Origin of the sequence: Micromonospora coriariae (assembly GCF_900091455.1) — a bacterium.
GTDB lineage: Bacteria > Actinomycetota > Actinomycetes > Mycobacteriales > Micromonosporaceae > Micromonospora > Micromonospora coriariae.
The window spans coordinates 6,581,140-6,597,276 of sequence record NZ_LT607412.1 but is presented as its reverse complement, the minus strand read 5'-3'; the positions used below and the strand labels follow the sequence as shown (position 1 = coordinate 6,597,276).

The 16,137-nt window shown below is 72.5% G+C and carries 20 protein-coding genes; 13 read left to right on the top strand and 7 right to left on the bottom strand.

The window, feature by feature from the left end; genetic code table 11:
- Nucleotides 1-129: 129 nt before the first annotated feature.
- A complete protein-coding gene (locus GA0070607_RS30800) occupies nucleotides 130-1,035 on the bottom strand; it encodes a LysR family transcriptional regulator (RefSeq protein ID WP_089021333.1) in 906 nt (301 codons plus the stop codon).
- Nucleotides 1,036-1,114: 79 nt separating this feature from the next.
- Between GA0070607_RS30800 and GA0070607_RS30795 the strand changes: the two genes are divergently transcribed.
- Together GA0070607_RS30795 and GA0070607_RS30790 are read left to right on the top strand one after the other, a co-directional pair.
- A complete protein-coding gene (locus tag GA0070607_RS30795) occupies nucleotides 1,115-2,071 on the top strand; it encodes an EamA family transporter (RefSeq protein ID WP_089021332.1) in 957 nt (318 codons plus the stop codon).
- 209 nt (nucleotides 2,072-2,280) lie between these two features.
- Nucleotides 2,281-3,018, top strand: a complete 738-nt coding sequence (locus GA0070607_RS30790) for a VOC family protein (protein ID WP_089022215.1) — start codon at nucleotides 2,281-2,283, stop codon at nucleotides 3,016-3,018.
- A gap of 20 nt (nucleotides 3,019-3,038) precedes the next feature.
- On the opposite strand, the gene GA0070607_RS30785 is transcribed toward GA0070607_RS30790, so the two are convergent.
- From GA0070607_RS30785 to GA0070607_RS30775, 3 genes are read right to left on the bottom strand one after another with little or no spacing between them, the layout of a single operon-like run.
- On the bottom strand, nucleotides 3,039-4,283 hold the full coding sequence (locus GA0070607_RS30785; protein WP_089021331.1) for a serpin family protein: 1,245 nt from the start codon (nucleotides 4,281-4,283) through the stop codon (nucleotides 3,039-3,041).
- A gap of 49 nt (nucleotides 4,284-4,332) precedes the next feature.
- Nucleotides 4,333-4,848: an NUDIX hydrolase gene (locus GA0070607_RS30780; RefSeq protein WP_172899135.1), complete on the bottom strand. Its 516-nt coding sequence runs from the start codon at nucleotides 4,846-4,848 to the stop codon at nucleotides 4,333-4,335.
- Nucleotides 4,841-5,278: an OsmC family protein gene (locus GA0070607_RS30775; protein WP_089022213.1), complete on the bottom strand. Its 438-nt coding sequence runs from the start codon at nucleotides 5,276-5,278 to the stop codon at nucleotides 4,841-4,843. Before GA0070607_RS30775 ends, GA0070607_RS30780 begins: the two co-directional genes overlap by 8 nt.
- A gap of 95 nt (nucleotides 5,279-5,373) precedes the next feature.
- On the opposite strand from GA0070607_RS30775, the gene GA0070607_RS30770 reads away from it, so the two are divergent.
- The 4 genes from GA0070607_RS30770 to GA0070607_RS30755 all read left to right on the top strand — a co-directional run bounded on the left by GA0070607_RS30770 (nucleotide 5,374) and on the right by GA0070607_RS30755 (nucleotide 7,812).
- Nucleotides 5,374-5,865 (top strand): type II toxin-antitoxin system PemK/MazF family toxin, encoded by a 492-nt coding sequence (locus GA0070607_RS30770; RefSeq protein WP_089021330.1) that lies wholly within the window; start codon nucleotides 5,374-5,376, stop codon nucleotides 5,863-5,865.
- A gap of 95 nt (nucleotides 5,866-5,960) precedes the next feature.
- Nucleotides 5,961-6,305, top strand: a complete 345-nt coding sequence (locus GA0070607_RS30765) for an ArsR/SmtB family transcription factor (RefSeq protein ID WP_089021329.1) — start codon at nucleotides 5,961-5,963, stop codon at nucleotides 6,303-6,305.
- Nucleotides 6,289-6,762 (top strand): SRPBCC family protein, encoded by a 474-nt coding sequence (locus tag GA0070607_RS30760; RefSeq protein WP_089021328.1) that lies wholly within the window; start codon nucleotides 6,289-6,291, stop codon nucleotides 6,760-6,762. Before GA0070607_RS30765 ends, GA0070607_RS30760 begins: the two co-directional genes overlap by 17 nt.
- A 33-nt stretch (nucleotides 6,763-6,795) precedes the next feature.
- A complete protein-coding gene (locus GA0070607_RS30755) occupies nucleotides 6,796-7,812 on the top strand; it encodes a phosphotransferase enzyme family protein (RefSeq protein WP_089022212.1) in 1,017 nt (338 codons plus the stop codon).
- A gap of 45 nt (nucleotides 7,813-7,857) precedes the next feature.
- On the opposite strand, the gene GA0070607_RS30750 is transcribed toward GA0070607_RS30755, so the two are convergent.
- On the bottom strand, nucleotides 7,858-8,508 hold the full coding sequence (locus GA0070607_RS30750) for a GGDEF domain-containing protein (RefSeq protein WP_089022211.1): 651 nt from the start codon (nucleotides 8,506-8,508) through the stop codon (nucleotides 7,858-7,860).
- A 261-nt stretch (nucleotides 8,509-8,769) separates the two neighbouring features.
- Here GA0070607_RS30750 and GA0070607_RS30745 point away from each other — a divergent pair, with 261 nt between their 5' ends.
- The 7 genes from GA0070607_RS30745 (at nucleotide 8,770) to GA0070607_RS30715 (ending at nucleotide 14,627) form a co-directional block, all read left to right on the top strand.
- Nucleotides 8,770-9,009, top strand: coding sequence for a DUF397 domain-containing protein (locus tag GA0070607_RS30745; RefSeq protein WP_089021327.1), 240 nt, complete (start codon nucleotides 8,770-8,772; stop codon nucleotides 9,007-9,009).
- Nucleotides 9,010-9,155: 146 nt separating this feature from the next.
- Nucleotides 9,156-10,037 carry a helix-turn-helix domain-containing protein gene (locus tag GA0070607_RS30740; RefSeq protein ID WP_408630930.1) on the top strand — a complete coding sequence of 294 codons (882 nt, stop codon included), beginning with the start codon at nucleotides 9,156-9,158 and terminating at the stop codon, nucleotides 10,035-10,037.
- 136 nt (nucleotides 10,038-10,173) lie between these two features.
- Nucleotides 10,174-11,238: a LacI family DNA-binding transcriptional regulator gene (locus GA0070607_RS30735; RefSeq protein ID WP_089022210.1), complete on the top strand. Its 1,065-nt coding sequence runs from the start codon at nucleotides 10,174-10,176 to the stop codon at nucleotides 11,236-11,238.
- A 2-nt stretch (nucleotides 11,239-11,240) separates the two neighbouring features.
- Nucleotides 11,241-11,444 (top strand): hypothetical protein, encoded by a 204-nt coding sequence (locus GA0070607_RS30730; RefSeq protein ID WP_231930567.1) that lies wholly within the window; start codon nucleotides 11,241-11,243, stop codon nucleotides 11,442-11,444.
- A gap of 97 nt (nucleotides 11,445-11,541) precedes the next feature.
- Nucleotides 11,542-13,014, top strand: coding sequence for a protein kinase domain-containing protein (locus tag GA0070607_RS30725; protein ID WP_089021324.1), 1,473 nt, complete (start codon nucleotides 11,542-11,544; stop codon nucleotides 13,012-13,014).
- A gap of 35 nt (nucleotides 13,015-13,049) precedes the next feature.
- Entirely contained in the window at nucleotides 13,050-13,676 is a 627-nt protein-coding gene (locus GA0070607_RS30720) for a histidine phosphatase family protein (RefSeq protein WP_089021323.1), read from the top strand.
- A gap of 78 nt (nucleotides 13,677-13,754) precedes the next feature.
- Complete coding sequence (locus GA0070607_RS30715) at nucleotides 13,755-14,627, top strand: alpha/beta fold hydrolase (RefSeq protein ID WP_089021322.1); 873 nt, start codon at nucleotides 13,755-13,757, stop codon at nucleotides 14,625-14,627.
- A 15-nt stretch (nucleotides 14,628-14,642) separates the two neighbouring features.
- On the opposite strand, the gene GA0070607_RS30710 is transcribed toward GA0070607_RS30715, so the two are convergent.
- Both GA0070607_RS30710 and GA0070607_RS30705 read right to left on the bottom strand, forming a co-directional pair.
- On the bottom strand, nucleotides 14,643-15,053 hold the full coding sequence (locus GA0070607_RS30710) for a VOC family protein (RefSeq protein ID WP_197701195.1): 411 nt from the start codon (nucleotides 15,051-15,053) through the stop codon (nucleotides 14,643-14,645).
- 107 nt (nucleotides 15,054-15,160) lie between these two features.
- The gene (locus GA0070607_RS30705; RefSeq protein ID WP_089021320.1) at nucleotides 15,161-16,021 is read right to left on the bottom strand and encodes an SDR family oxidoreductase; all 861 of its coding nucleotides are present in this window, start codon (nucleotides 16,019-16,021) and stop codon (nucleotides 15,161-15,163) included.
- Nucleotides 16,022-16,137 lie beyond the last annotated feature (116 nt).

Below are 16,137 nucleotides of genomic sequence, written 5' to 3'. Positions count from 1 at the left end.
ATCATGTCTGAAGCAATTCGGGCAGCCCAACGGTTTTCCGCGGCAACTCGGGGGAGCGTTGCCATGACGTCGCAGCCTGGCCGCCTTCGAGCGCCACCGGCTTTTGCCAGGACGCAGGCCATGCTCGGCTCACGGGCCGGGTGGCTGCCGCTCCGGGGCCGTCCCGGGCGGGATCTTCAGAACAGTGAAAAAGGCGTTTACCGCGGGGGTCCGGCCCAGGCGGCTCCAGACGAGGTGCTCGACCCGGGCCGGCGCATCGGCGACGTCAATGGTGGTCACGCCGGTGAGTCGTGGCACGTAGGCGGAGGGGAGCATGGCGACGCCCAGCCCCGCAGCGACGAGCTCAGCCATCAGGTCGGCGGCGCTCACCTCGAACGCGACGTCGCGGGCAAGGCCGGCGGCGGAGAATGCCTGATCGGTCTGGGCCCGCCCGGCGCTTCCAACCGGAAAGTCGACGAAGGCCTCGGCAGCGAGCCGGTGGAGGTCGACTGCCGGTTCCGGCGCGAGCGGATGATCCGGGGCGACCACGGCGACGAGCCGGTCGCGGGCGAGTTCGTGCACGTCGACGCCCTTCGGTTGAACCGTTTCCGGTAGCCCCAGAAACGCCACGTCGATGACGCCCTGCTTGACCTGTTCCACGAGTTCGTCGCTGCCGCCGACGCGCAGGCCGACGCGCACGTACGGGTACCGCTCCCGGAACGCGCGAAGTGTGGCCGGAATGTTGACTGCCGCAACCGTGGGGATCAGACCCACCGTCAGTCGTCCCCGTACCTCTCCCACCGCCGCCGCGACCTCGGCGGCCGCGCGTTCGGCGGCGTCCAGACACTGGCGGGCGGCGGGGAGGAACGCCACACCCGCCGGAGTCAGCCGCACCCGGCGGCTGGTCCGCTCGAAGAGCCTCGCGCCGAGTTCCCGTTCCAGGCGCGCGATCTGGTGGCTCAACGCGGACTGGACGACCAGGCAGCGTTCGGCGGCCCGGGTGAAACTGCTCGTCTCGGCGACGGCGAGGACGTAGCGCAGCTGGTGGAGCTCCATTGATCCATCTTCTCTGTAGATCGATCGGATGACAAACATGTGTTGGACTCATTGATAGGCACGCGCCGAGACTTCCGATATGACAAGTTCCGGAGCGGAGAGACTCCCTCGCGCAGCCGGCGGCGGCACGTTCCCCGGCAACCTGCCGCGCACTGCCCTGACCGCGCTCGCCCCGCTGGCGTGGGGCACCACCTACGTCGTCACCACCGAGCTTCTTCCGCCGGGCCACCCGCTGTTCGCGGGACTCCTGCGCGCGTTGCCCGCCGGTCTGGTGGCGCTGGCGGTCACCCGTACGCTGCCGAGAGGGGCATGGTGGGGAAAGGCGGCCGCGCTCGGCGTACTGAACATCGGACTCTTCTTCCCGCTGCTCTTCGTCGCGGCCGAGCGGCTGCCGGGAGGCGTCGCGGCGACCCTGGGCGCGGTGCAGCCGCTGGTCGTCGCCGTCATGGCCGCGACGCTCCTGCGGGAGGGACTCTCCGTCTGGCGCGCCGTCTGGGGCGTGACCGGGGTGCTGGGCGTCGGCCTGGTGGTGATCGGGCCGGATGCCGCGCTCGACGTCGCGGGAATCGCGGCCGGACTCGTCGGCGCGGCCACGATGGCGCTCGGGGTGACGCTCACCAAGCGCTGGGGACGTCCCGCCGGGGTGAGTCCGATGGCCTTCGCCGGCTGGCAGCTCAGCGCGGGCGGTTTCTTCCTGGCGCCCATCACCTTCCTCGTCGAGGGGCCGCCACCAGTGATCGACCTGCCCGCCACTCTCGGCTACCTCTGGCTGGGCCTGTTCGGCGGCCTGGCCGCGTATGTCCTGTGGTTCCGCGGCGTCACCACGCTGCCCGTGACCTCCGTCGCGGTTCTCGGTCTGCTCTCGCCGCTGGTCGCCGCGCTGCTCGGCGCCATCCTGCTCGATCAGACACTCGGCCCAATCGAGCTTCTCGGGCTCGGGCTCTCGCTGGCCGCAATCGTCGCGGGGCAGCTTCCCGCGCCAGCCCGCCCACGCCACACGGGCGTGCAGCTTGTACCGGAAGGGACAACTCGATGAAGATCGCCGTAGTCGGAGCCGCAGGAATGGTCGGTTCGCGCGTCGTCGACGAGGCCGCCGACCGGGGACACGAGCCGATCGCCATCTTCCGGAGCCGGAGACCGGCGGCACTGCCTCGCGGCGTAACCGCCGTCGCCGGCGACGCGGACGACCGCACGCGATCGATCTGGCTGATCTTGATTTGCCGGAATGCCGCTAACATCGTCGGCATGGCAACGCGGCTTGTGCAGATCAACATGAAGGCTCGGGACGACTCCGCGCTGGGCGGCTTCTGGGCGCAGGTGCTCGGCTGGGAGGTCTCCAGCGAGGGACCCGGCGTGACCAACCTCGAACCCGAGGGCTTCGTCTACCCCGACCCCGTCGCGGTCTGCATCGACCTCGTCGTCTCCCCGGAACCCAAGACGGTGAAGAACCGCGTGCACGTCGACCTCGCCACCACCTCGGCGGCCCATCAGGCGGAGGTGGTCACGCGATTGAAGGATCTCGGCGCGACACCGGCCGACGTGGGTCAGGGCGACGTCCCATGGACGGTCATGGCCGACCCGGAGGGCAACGAGTTCTGCGTCCTGGACCCCCGACCGCTCTACCAGGACACCGGACCGATCGCCGCGGTAGTGGTCGACTGCGCGGACCCGCGAGCCATGGCCCGCTTCTGGGGCCAGGCCACGGACTGGACCGTGCACGAGGTGACCGACCACAGGGCGGTACTGCGCTCCGCCAAGGGCGTCGGCCCGTATCTGCAGTTCCTCCGCACACCGGACGTGAAGACCGTGTGGAACCGCGTCCATCTCGACGTCCGCCCATACCCAGGTGACGACCCGGAGGCCGAGGCGGCCAGACTGCGGACTCTCGGCGCCACCGCTGTCGACCTGGGCCAGAGCGATATCCCGTGGACCGTCCTCGCCGACCCCGAAGGCAACGAGTTCTGCCTCCTCACCCCAGCCTGACCCGAAACCTCGTCAGCCGCTCACCCGTCGGCCTCGAGCAGCTCCTCCGGCTCGGTGATCCAGCCGGAGAAGACCGGCACGCCGTGCCATGGCCCGGTCTTGCCGTCGGCCCGCTTGTCGGTGGCGACCGCCACCACCGCGTACGGGTGGCCGAAGTGCAGCTCGGCGGTGCGGGCGACGCCTTCCGGCGGCATGCTGGTCAGCTCGAACATGCCGGTGACCGCCGCCGCCTCGAAGCCGTACCGACCGAACCGGGCCATCGCCGCCTGGCGGGCCTCGAAGTCCTGCACCGGCAGAGCCAGCGCCGTGGCCAGTGCCGCCGACGCGGCCGGGAAGCCGAGCGCGGGCGCGCTCAGGTCGTGCTCGCTGCGGGCCGACCAGCAGGGGAGCACCGCTGTGTGCCGCTCCTCGCGGCCGTCGCGGGCCCGGGTGCGTACCTGTTCCTCACGCAGCGTCCACAGGGGAGTGTCGCCGAGCGGCAGGTCGAACAGCGAGCGGCGGCCAACCGGCTCAGCTCCGTCAGCCGCGCCGGCGCTGAGCTGGTACGCGGCGGCCAGCACCTCGGCCGGCGGCACGTGCGGCGCGGCGGCCACCGAGAGGACGACCAGCCCCGCGCCGTCGGCCGCCTGGGCGAGCGCGGAGTGCACGATCACGTCACCGGCCTGCGCGGTCGAGACGATGGCGCCCCGGTGACCGCGGCGGGGGCTGCGCAGCACCCGGCGCAGCCGGCCCGCCCAGGCGCTACCCGAGCCGAGCGCGCCGGTGTCGGCGACCTCGAACGGGTCCGTCCAGGAGATCCGGGTCGCCAGCGCGCTGGCCAGGGCCAGCACCACGTCCGGCCCGACCCGCAGCGGGAACCTCTCGATCAGGCCGAGGGTGTGCTCACGCGCCCAGGCGTCCAACCCGGCCTGGTCGGGCAGCGGGCCGACCTCGGTCGTCGCGGGCAGTGCCGCCCGCCAATCGGACGGCTCGCCGTCGCCCTGACCCGGCCGGAGCCAGAGCGCGGTGGCGGACGCGACCAGCGGGTGCGGGGCGTCCAGCAGCGCGCGGGCGACCTCGGCCGCGCTGGTCAGATCGGTGCCGAGGGCGTCCGCCAGCCCGTCGGCGGCCGGACGGTTCACCGGCTCCGGGTCGGTCGTGGTCGTGGCGCAGAGCGCGAGCAGCAGCCACGCGCCGAGCGGGGAGGCGACGTGGTGCTCGGCGCCGATCGCGCCGTGCAGCCGTGCGGCGTACCGGGACAGCGGGCCGTGCAGGTCGCTCGTCATGCCCCCACTCTGCACGCCCCCGCGCCCTCCGGCATCCTCGCCGGCCTGGTCACGAGAACAACTCGAACGGCTCGTCGATCTCCTCGCCGGCCAGGAAGGGCGTGATCAGCCGGGGGAGCTGTCCCGGGTAGAAGCGGGCCGAGCTGGCCACCACCTCGGGCAGCGGCCACCAGCGGAAGCCGAAGTAGTCCTCCAGCTCGTAATCGAGCCGGTCGGTCTCGTCCACGTCCGGGCCCGGGCCGTCCAGCCGTACCGCGACGACCACCTCGTCCTGGACGTGGCGCAACTGACGGTGCGGGAAGGTCGCCCGCCGACGCCAGGTCGGCGCGCCCACCTGGTCGGCGGTGACCGCGATGCCGGTCTCCTCGCGCAGCTCCCGTACCGCCGTGTCGTGGTACGTCTCCCCGGGGTCCATGCCGCCGCCGGGCAGCTCCCACCAGGTGCCCCGCGCCGGGCGGTCCGGGTCGCGGGTGTGGAACAGCAGCACCCGGTCGGCGTGGTCGACGACCACCACCCGCACCGCGCGTCGCTCCAGGATCGGCAGGTCGCCCGGCAGCTCAATCATCGGTTGCCCGCGCTCCGGCACCGGCGACCTCGGTGCGACCCAGCCGCACCGGGGTGCCACCGCGCAGCGAGTTGGGTATCTCGGCGATCGCGTCCACCCGTTCGACCAGAGCGCGGAGCAGGTCCGGCGGGGCGTCGCCCTCGACCCGGACGTCGTACCGGACCTCGCCGGACACCGCCGGCTCACCGGCGAAGTCGCCCCGGACCGTCACCTCGACCCGGTGCAGGTCGAGGCCCGCTGCCTGCGCCTCCCGGAACAGGTCGTTTGAGATGCAGCCGGCGACCGCGAGGTAGAGCAGCTGGCCCCCGTTGAACCCGAGCCCGCCGCCGCCGGCGTCCGCCGGCCGGTCCACCACCAGGGTGTACGCCCCGGCGGAACCGAGCGCCGTCGCCGTCCCGGGGAGAGTCCTGGTACGCACCTCAATGGTCACTGTGAGCACCTCCACGTCGTCCCGCTGCCGGGCACCAGTCTGCCGCAGCGCCGCCCGCCCCGGCGGCCGGCGTGGGGACCGGTAGGCTGCCCGCCGTGGCTGGTCTGTTGAGGAACGTGGCGGCGCGCATCTCTCGGGTGGGCGCGGTGATCCCCTCCCCGCGACGTACCGGGCCGGCCCCGGCGCAAGTGGCTCGCCGTCGCCAGGTGAGCGCGTTGCAGCGGCGTGAGCTGACCTACGCCCCGGAGCGGGACGGCCAGGCCGACCCGGGGGAGATCGTCTGGACCTGGGTGCCGTACGAGGACGACCCCCGCCAGGGCAAGGACCGGCCGGTGCTGGTCGTCGGACGGCACAGCCGAACGCTGTTCGGGTTGATGCTGTCCAGTCAGAGCGAGCGGGACGGCCAGCGGCACTGGTTCGCCCTCGGGCCTGGCGACTGGGACCGGGACAACCGGCCGAGCTGGGTTCGGCTGGACCGGGTGCTCACCATGCGCGAGGACAGCATCCGCCGCGAGGGCGCCGTGCTGGACCGGCCCCGGTTCGACCGGGTCGGGAAGGCCCTGCGCGCGGGCTACGGCTGGCGCTGACCGCACGCTGGATTTGTGTCGAAGTTGTTGACGGAGCAGCGCTGGGCTGTATATTCAACCTAGCGGTTTACAAACCATATGGTTGAGAGCGTCAGATGACAGCAGATCCCACCAGCGCCGTGTTCGCCGCCCTCGCCGATCCGACCCGTCGGGCCATCCTGGCCCGGCTGGCGACCGGCGAGGCGACGGTCAACGAGTTGGCGGAGCCGTTCCCGATCAGCGTTCAGGCGATCTCCAAGCACCTCAACGTGTTGGAGCGCGCCGGGCTGATCGTGCGGACCCGCGAGGCGCAGTGGCGTCGCTGCCGGCTCGACCCGGCCCCGCTGCGCACGCTGGCCGAATGGGTCGAGCAGTACCGCCGGCTCTGGGACGAGCGTTACGACACATTGGACGACTACCTACGCGACCTGAAGGAGAACAGCGATGGACAAGCTTCGTGACCTGGTCATCGACATGCCGTCCGACCGGGAGATCACCCTCATCCGTTCCTTCGACGCCCCGCGCGAGTTGGTCTGGGCCGCGCACAGCCAGGCCGAGCACCTGAAGCACTGGTGGGGGCGGGGCAACCCGCTGGACGTCGAGATCGACTTCAAGGTGGGTGGCGGCTACCGCTTCGTCGAGCACGCCACCGACGGCAACGCCTACGGCTTCCGCGGTGAGTTCCGGGAGATCGTCGTGCCTGAGCGGATCGTGCAGACCTTCGAGTACGAGGGCATGCCCGGCCAGGTGGCGGTGGAGACGCTGGTCTTCACCGAGACCGATGGCCGCACCGCAGTCACCGGCACCACCCGGTTCGACACCACTGAGCAGCGCGACGGCATGGCCGAGTCCGGCATGGCGCAGGGCGCGGCCGAGTCGTACAACGCACTGGACCGGTACCTCGCCACCCTGCGCTGACCGGGACGCACCACCCGATGGCATGGTGTGCCGGTGATCGAGGACGCGACGCGGCAGGTGACCGGCTGGGTCCGCACGGACTTCGGCCTCGACCTGACCCGCGTGGACGAGGTGACCCACGGCGCCGACCAGCACGCCCGACTGTGGTTGGCGCACGCCGCCGACGGCAACCGGTACGCGGTCAAGCTGAGCGGTGGCGGCACTCCGGCCGGCCTGGTCGTGACGGCGCACCTGGCCGGCCAGGGAGTGCCGGGCATCCCCGCGCCGCTGCGCACCCGCGACGAGCGGCTGTACGCCGACCGCGGCGGTCACCGCCTCTCGGTGGTGCCGTGGGTCTCCGACCAGCGGGCGCTCGACGGTCCGATGACTGACGCGCACTGGCGCGCGTACGGCGAACTGCTGGCCGCGGTGCACGCGGTGCCGGTGACCGACGAGCTGGTGCGGCTGCTGCCGCGCGGCGGCGTGACGTACCCGGGGATCGTGGCCGCGACCCGCGCGACGGCCGAGCGGTTGCGCGAGCCTGGACCGGCCGACCCGGCCGGTCCGCCGGTCGCCGAGCTGGCGGCCGTGTGGGCCGCGGTGGCCGACCAGGTGTCCACACTGGGCGGTGCGGTCGAGCGGCTCGCCGCCGGCCAGCGCGACCGGCCGGTCGTGGTCTGCCACGGCGACCCGCACCTGGGCAACCTGCTGCTCGGCCCGGATGGTCAGGTCTGGCTGATCGACTGGGACGATGCCGTGCTCGCCCCGCCCGAGTGCGACCTGATGTTCGTCACCGACGGGGTGCTCGCCTTCGCGCCGGTCACCGCCGAGCAGCGGGCGGCCGTCCTCGCCGGCTACGGCAGCGTCGACATCAACCCGGTCGGCCTGGCCTGGTTCCTCGCTGTTCGCGCGCTCGACGACCTCAGCGACTGGACCCGCCAGGCGCTCGATCCGGATGCGGACGCGGCCCACCGCGCGATGGCGGCCCGGATCGTGCGCGGACTGGTGTCGCCGGTCGGTCTGGTCACGCTCGCCGACGCGGCGCTGCGTGACCTCGCCCGGCCGCGTTGAGCGCTGTCCCCGCCCAGCCCGAGGTGGCCGTGGACGCCGGAGCGGTCAGCACTCGGCCAGGCGGACGCTGTCCACGAGCTGCCGGGGCGATCGGTTGCCGCCCAGGCTCTTCGCCTGGTACATCGCCGCGTCGGCGCGGCTGAGCGCATCGGTGAGCTGGGCCGGGCCGGTCACCGGGGCGAGCCCGACGGAGGCCGTCACCTGGACGCTCACCCCGCTGAGCCGGATCGGGGCGGCGACGGTCTCGCTGAGCCGCCGGGTGGCGTGCTCGATCCAGCGCCGGTCGACGGTCGGGCTGGCCAGCAGCCCGGCGAACTCGTCCCCGCCGAGGCGGGCGACGAGATTGTCCCCGGCGAAGCCGGCCAGCCGCTCGGCCACGCAGATCAGCACCTGGTCGCCGGCCGCGTGCCCGTACCGGTCGTTGATCTGCTTGAAGTCGTCCAGGTCGAGCACGATGGCGATCAACGGCTGCCCGGCCGTGTCGGTGAGCAGGGCGGCCGCGAGGCGGTAGAAGGCACGCCGGTTGGGTAGCCCGGTGAGCGGGTCGTGGCTGGCGGCGTGCCGCTCGGCGGCCAGTTCGGCCTGGAGGTGCCCGATCTCGGCCTCGGCGCGCAGCGCCCGCCGTCGTAGTTGCCACGAGGACAGCAGCGCGCCAGCAGCGCAGATGCCGGAGGCGACACTCATCGGATCCGGCACGAGCCCTCCCATCGCCGCTATCGCCTCCAGCCGTCGGCCGACGCGCGCCGCGTCGGGCCCGGTTTTCCCTCATCGATGCCCATGCCAGGTAACCCTGCGTGCACGGATACGCACCGATCTTGTGCGTTATCATGCTCGCCGTCTGGTGCAGATGCAATAGCAGATGCACGTGCAGCACCGTCCGATGTCGATACCGCACCCCTCGCCGTCACCGCTCCTCCCCACGGCCACCGGCGGGCTCGTGAGCAGAAAGACGCCCTCATGCAGCAGCCACCGAACGGCGTTCCGATCCACCAGTTGCCACCGCTGAGCTGGCAGAAAAGTCGCCGCAGCAACCCCAGCGGCAACTGCGTCGAACTCGCTGAACTGCCCGGCGGAGCCGGGATCGCGCTCCGCAACTCCCGACATCCGGAAGGGCCGGCGCTGATCTACACGGTGGATGAGATCGCCGCCTTCGTGCTCGGCGCGCGCGACGGCGACTTCGATCATCTGATCAACTGAGCGGTCCCGGTGGGCCGTCCCGGGGACGGGACTGATCCACCGGTCCGGAGGAGTTCACCTCACTGTCGGTCCATGGCATGCTTACACGTCGGCCGGGCCGGGGCGCCCGACCACGCTGGTCGGTGTCCGGAGGTCCGCACGTGACGATGGTTCCCGCCGAGGGCGGCCCGACAACCGGGCCTACCGTGCTGCGCATCCTGCTCGGTGCCCAACTGCGCCGGTTGCGGGAGTCCAGCGGCGTGACGCGGGAAGGTGCCGGCTGGGAGATCCGAGCCTCCGAATCCAAGATCAGTCGGATGGAGCTGGGCCGGGTCGGCTTCAAGGAACGCGACGTGGCGGACCTGCTCACGCTCTACGGCGTCACCGACGAGCAGGAGCGCGACGCGCTGCTCAAGCTCGCTCGCGACGCCAACAGCCCCGGCTGGTGGCACCGCTACGGCGACGTCCTGCCCACCTGGTTCCAGTCCTACCTGGGCCTGGAGGCGGCGGCGGCGCTGATCCGCACCTACGAGGTGCAGTTCGTGCCCGGCCTGCTGCAGACCCGTGAGTACGCCCGGGCGGTCGTGCTGCTCGGGCACGGCGCGGCCGGTCCGTCCGAGCTGGACCGACGGGTCGCGCTGCGGATGCAGCGCCAGCAGTTGCTCCACAGGGAGCACCCGCCGCAGCTCTGGGCGGTCGTGGACGAGGCGGCGCTGCGGCGTCCGATCGGCGGTGCCGAGGTGATGCGCGGTCAGCTCACCGCGCTCATCGAGGCGACCAAGTCGCCGAATGTCCGCCTCCAGGTCATCCCGTTCGCCGCCGGTGGTCACGCGGCCGCCGGCGGCGCGTTCACCATCCTGCGCTTCGGCGACCAGGAACTGCCCGACATCGTCTACATCGAACAGCTCACCAGCGCCATCTACCTGGACAAGCGCGACGACCTGGATTACTACGCGGTGGCCATGGAGCGGCTCTGCGTCGAAGCCGAGCCGCCGGAGCGCACCCCGGAGATCCTCGGCCGTCTGCTGGAGGACCTCTACCCAGCGTGACCGCCGGTCGGGGCGGCCGGGGAGCGGCCCCTCGTCCCGCCACGGACGGTCCGCCCGTTTCCTGGTATTGACCGCCGCCGACTCGTTCGGCTAATCTCTGTATCGATACAGACTGGATCGATACAGAGGGGTGCCGGTGAAGCCAACCCTGCAAGCCGTGGCGGACGCCGTCGGCGTCTCCCGCAGCACGGTGTCCAACGCCTACAGCCGCCCCGACCAGCTCTCCTCGGCGCTGCGCGAGCGGATCCTGGACGCCGCCCGGCAGCTCGGCTACCCGGGCCCCAACCCCACCGCCCGCTCCCTGCGTCGCGGCTTCGTCGGCTCGATCGGGGTGCTGTTCACCTCGCAACTGTCGTACGCCTTCACCGACCCGTTCGCCGTCCGCTTTCTCGCCGGCGTGGGTGAGGCCGCCGAGCGACACGGCACCAGCATGCTGTTGGTGCCGCTGTCCCGGGCGGAGCTCGACGCCCGTCGCGCGGTGGAGAACGCCGCGGTCGACGGGTTCTGCGTCTACTGCGTCGCCGACGAGGAGTGGGCCCTGGACGTGATCCGGGCCCGCGGGCTGCCGTTCGTCAGTACGGCCGCCCGCGACGACGCCGGCCCCGACGAGCGGTTCGTCGGCATCGACGAGCGGGCCGCGGCCCGCGGCGTCGCCGCACACGTCGCCGGCCTCGGCCACCGCCAGGTGGCCCTGCTCGCCGACTCCGTGCTGCCCGACGCGCCGGCCGGCCCGCTCACCCTTCCCGGGGTCGACCAGGTGCCACACCCGACCACCCACGGCCGGCTCGCCGGGTTCGCCGACGCGTTCGCCGAGGTCGGCGTCGACTGGGCCGAGCTGAACCTGGTCAACGCCCAGGGCAACAGTCGCCAGGCCGCGGCGGCGGCCGTCGCCGGGCTGTTCGACCGGCCGGCGCCGCCGACCGCCGTGCTGGCCTGCTCCGACGTGCTCGCTCTCGGCGTCCTGGACGCGCTCGCCGGGCGACCGTCCGGCGATCGCCCGCCGGTCTCGGTGACCGGCTTCGACGACGTCCCCGAGGCCGCCGCGGCCGGCCTCACCACCGTCCGGCAACCGGCCGAGGAGAAGGGCCGGATCGCCGCCCAACTACTGCTCGACCCGCCCGTGGACGCCGCGGCCGGTCATGTGCTGCTGCCCACCGCACTCGTCGTCCGGACCTCCACCGGACCTGTCCCGAGGAGTTGACCATGGAACACCCCACCGGATACCTCACCGCCCTGGACGCGATGAACCGACACGTCAACTCGGCCCGACCGAACGCGCCGGTCCAGGTCGAGCGGGTCCGCCCGGCGCTGCTCGCCCCGACCCGGCGGGCCACCGCCATCGCCCTGCGCCGGCTCGCCGACCGGATCCAGCCCCGACCGTTGCCCACCGCCCCCACCTGCTCCTAGCCGAACGCCGGCCATTTTGGTACGCACGGGAGAAGTGGGCCGGAACCGGGCGGCGTAGGTGGTCGAGGCGGGCGCGGCCAGGCAGACTGGTGGGGCCATGTCGCCGTTCACGCCCACTCTCCGTCTCCACGACCGCTACGTACTGCACGAGCGGATCGGTCTCGGTGGCATGTCCGAGGTGTGGCGGGCCGACGACGAGGTGCTCGGCCGGCCGGTCGCCGTCAAGGTGCTCGCCGGACAGCTCGCCACCGATCCGCAGCTGCGGGCCACCATCCAGCGCGAGGCCCGCGCGGCGGCCCGGCTCACCCACCCGCACGTGACCCAGGTGTACGACTACGGCGAGGCGACCCTCGCCGGCGGCGCCGTGGTTCCGTACCTGGTGATGGAGCTGGTCGAGGGACACAACCTGGCCGACCGGCTGCGGACCGGGCCACTGCCCTGGCCGGAGGCGGTGCGGGTGGCCGGGCAGATCGCCGCCGCGCTGGCCGCCGCGCACCGGATCGGCGTGGTGCACCGCGACGTCAAGCCCGGCAACGTCATGCTCACCGACACCGGTGCCAAGGTGCTCGACTTCGGCATAGCCGCGCTCGGTGGCCCGCAGCACACACTCGGCGGCCAGGCCGGTGAGCCGCTGATGGGCACACCGGCCTACTTCGCCCCGGAGCGGCTGACCGCCGGCCCACCCGACCCGGCCAGCGACGTGTACGCCCTCGGCGCGCTGCTCTACCGCACCCTCACCGGTCAGGCGCCGCTGCCGGTGCAGAGCTGGGAGGACGCGCTGGAGGTGCACCGTCGGGGCACTCCCGTGCCGCCGTTGCGGGTGCCCGGCCTGCCGGCCGACATCGCCGAGCTGACCGTCGCCTGCCTGGCCGCCGACCCGGCCCGCCGACCCACCGCCGCGCAACTGGCCACCCGTTTCGGTGCCGGTCAGCCGGTCGAGCCGCCCACCGAGCTGCTGCGCATCCTGCCGACTGCCCACTCGGCCCACCCGCCCACCCTGATCGATCGCTCGGCGGCCCGCCCCCACCCCGCGCCGATCGGTGCCGGGCCACACCAGCGCCGGTCTCGTCGACCCCTCGCCGTGCTGACCGCTGCCGGCCTCGCCGCGCTGATCGGCATCGGTGCGCTGCTCACCCAGGGCCTCCGCTCGCCCGACTCTCCCGGCTCGGCGCAGGGCGTCAACCCGCCAGCGAGCACCGCACCGGCGCCGACACCCACCACCCAGTCGCCGACACCGCCGGCACCGTCCTCGCCGCCCAGCAGCGCTGTGCCCTCGACAGTTGGCCAGCAGATGCCGATCACCCTGCGGGAGGTCAGCGCCGAGTTCGCGGCGGTGCTCGCCCAGGCGCAGGCCCGTGACGACATCGACCGGAAGACCGCCGAGGACCTGCGCGACGACCTGGCCGACCTGAACCGGCGGTCCAAGGACCGCGCCAGGCGCGTCGCCGACCTACGGGAAAGGATCGCCGAACTGGTGGACCGGGAACGGCTACCGGCGCGGACGGGCGCCCAACTCGACGCCCTGCTCACCCAGGCCTGGGCTCTCTCCGCCGGCCGCGGCGACGACTGACACACATCCACCTGCGCCGCTGGCATGATGGTCCGATGCGGACGCGGCTCATCTTCGTACGTCATGGCGAGTCGGTCCACCAGGTCATGGGGATCGTGGGCGGCCCGCACGGCTGCCGGGGCCTGACCGAGCTGGGCCGGGACCAGGCACGCAGCCTGGCCAAGCGGCTCGTCAGCGACTGCGCCTCCGACAGACCGGCCGCGGTGTACTCATCGGTGCTGCGCCGTGCCGTCGAGACCGCGCAGCCGATCGCCGACGCGTTCGGCGTCCGCCCCACAGCGGACTGCGGGCTGTGCACCTGGCACACACCGCCGTACGCCGACGGGATGCCGACGATCCGCTTCCGCGCCGACCACGCGGCGGAGGGCGGGGGCCTGTTCCGGCCCTTCCAGACGGGCAACGAAAGCTGGGCCGAACTGGTGGCCCGCGTGAGCCGCGCGATCATGGAGATCGCACACCGGCACCGGGGCGCGACCGTGATCCTCGTCGGGCACACCGAGACAGTCGAAAGCGCGTTCCACGCGCTCGCCGCCCAACCGCTGCACCGGGCGTTCGACCTGGAGGTCGCCCCGGCCTCGATCACCGAATGGACCACCGCGGACGACGCCGCCCGCTGGCCGCCGGCCCGCTGGACGCTACGTCGCTTCGGCGACACCTGCTGACGTGCCAGTGGCCACAGCCGGCCGCAACCCGCGCACAGAGCACCCCGATCCGGTGGCGGCGGCCGTAGTCTCACCGGCATGACAACGCAGACACACACCCTCGCCGTACCCGGCGTCGACCTGGTCTACGACGTCCGCGGCCCGCTACCCCCGTCCGGCGGGCACCCCGCGCTGCTCATGATCGGTCAGCCGATGACGGCGGAGGGTTTCACCGCGCTCGCCCCACACTTCACCGACCGCACGGTCGTCACCTACGACCCGCGCGGCCTGGGCCGCAGCATCCGCACGGACGGCCGGTCCGACCACACTCCCCAGCAGCAGGCAGCTGACCTACACCTGCTGATCGAGGCGCTCGACGCCGGTCCGGTCGACGTGTTCGCCAGCAGCGGCGGTGCGGTGACCGCACTCGAACTGGTCGCGACCCACCCCGCCGACGTCGTCACGCTGGTGGCGCACGAGCCGCCGATCAACGCGGTGCTCCCCGACGCCACCGCCGCCGAGCGCGCCCGGGCGGCCTTCTACGACGCGTACCAGGCGAAGGGCACCGGCGCGGGCATGGCCGCGTTCATCGCGATGACGTCCTGGCAGGGTGAGTTCACCGACGCCTACTTCTCCCAGCCCGCGCCCGACCCGGCGATGTTCGGCATGCCGACCGAGGACGACGGCACCCGCGACGACCCGCTGCTGTCGAAGAACTCGTGGGCGATCACCGACTACCGCCCCGACGCGGGCCTGCTCACCGCCGCACCGACCCGGATCGTGATCGCCGTCGGTGAGGAGTCGGCGGGGACGTACACCGCCCGTACGGCCCTGGGCACCGCGGCCCTGCTCGGCCAGGAGGCCGTGGTGTTCCCGAGCCACCACGGTGGCTTCCTCGGTGGCGAGTTCGGTTACGCGGGCAAGCCCGACGAGTTCGCGGCGCGGCTGCGCGAGGTGCTGGACGCCGGGTGACCGTCGGGACAGGACTCAGCCGAAGGAGATGAGGGCGCCGCGTTCGTCGAAGCGGGCCGTGCCCGCCCAGGCGATCTCCCAGCGGTTGCCCTCCGGGTCGGCGATGTAGGCCGAGCGCCCACCCCAGGACCGGTCGGTCGGCGCGGCCACCACCGTCGCGCCGGCCGCGACAGCCGCGGCGAAGGCCGTGTCGACCTCCGCGCGGCTGTCGACGTTGCAGGCCAGGGTGACGCCGGACCAGCCGCCGGCCGGATCGGCCACGCCGGGCGCCGCCTCGGCCGCCAGGTCCGGCAGCGGATAGAGCGCGAGCATTACGCCACCCAGCAGGAAGGCGGACCAGCCGTCGTCACTGGACGGCAGCTCGGGCCAGCCCAGCGATCGGTAGAACGAGCGCAGCACGCCGATGTCGCGTGCGGCCAGGGTCACGACGGACAGTCGAGCGGGAAGTGGGCCCATGGGGCCGATCCTGCCCGAGCCGTACGACATGCCCTGACCCACCGATCCATCGCGCTGTTCGTCGGGTGGCGGCCAGCTCAGCTCGTGCCCGGCGCCGGGACTGCCTTCTCCGCTCGACGACTCACCTCTTCCCAGCCGGCCCAGGTGTCCATGCGTCGCTGGGAGATGTCGAAGGCGAGGTCGTACACCATGCTGCCCAGCAGGAGCCGTAGCGGTGGGTCGTCGCTGGCGACCAGCGTCATCAGCGCGTCGGCCGCCAGCCGTGGTTCGCTGTCGATCGATCCTTCCGCCCACTGCCTCTCCAGCTCCGCGCGCAGCGATTCGTAGGCGGGGTTCGGCGTGGTGGCCGTGCTGCTGCTGTAGAGGTCGGTCCAGTAGCCGCCCGGCTGGACGATCGTGACCTTCACGCCGAACCCGGCGGCCTCGGCGGCGAGCGCCTCGCTCATGCCCTCCAGCGCGAACTTGCTCGCGCTGTAGAGGCCGGTGCTGGGGAAGCCGCCGAGCGCCCCGATGCTGGAGATCTGCACGATGTGTCCGCCGCCCTGGGCCCGCATCGTCCGCAGGGCGGCCTGGCTGACCCAGAGCGCGCCGAAGAAGTTGAGGTCCAGTTGCGCTCGGGCCTCGGCTTCGGTGAACTCCTCGACCATGCCGGCGAAGAGCGCCCCGGCGTTGTTCACGACGATGTCTAGCCGGCCGAAGTGCTGGACCGCCTGGCCGACGACGTCGAAGACTGCCGAGCGGTCCGTGACGTCGAGGCGCAGCGCCAGCAGACGGCCGGGGTGGCGGGCGGCGAGGTCGTCGAGCGGCGAGACATCGCGGGCGGCGCCGACAACACGGTCGCCGGCGGCGAGCGCGGCCGCGGTGAAGGCCCGGCCGAGGCCTCGACTCGCCCCGGTGATGAACCAGACCCGGGGTGCGGCAGTGCCTGAGGTTTCCATGAGCTTCCTTCCGCCGTACGAGACGAACCGTCCCGTCTCGTTGCTGCCTGACCCTACCTGCTCGGATCCGTCTGTCAAGACGGACCGTCTCGTCTCTTCTTTGCTAGATTGGCCGC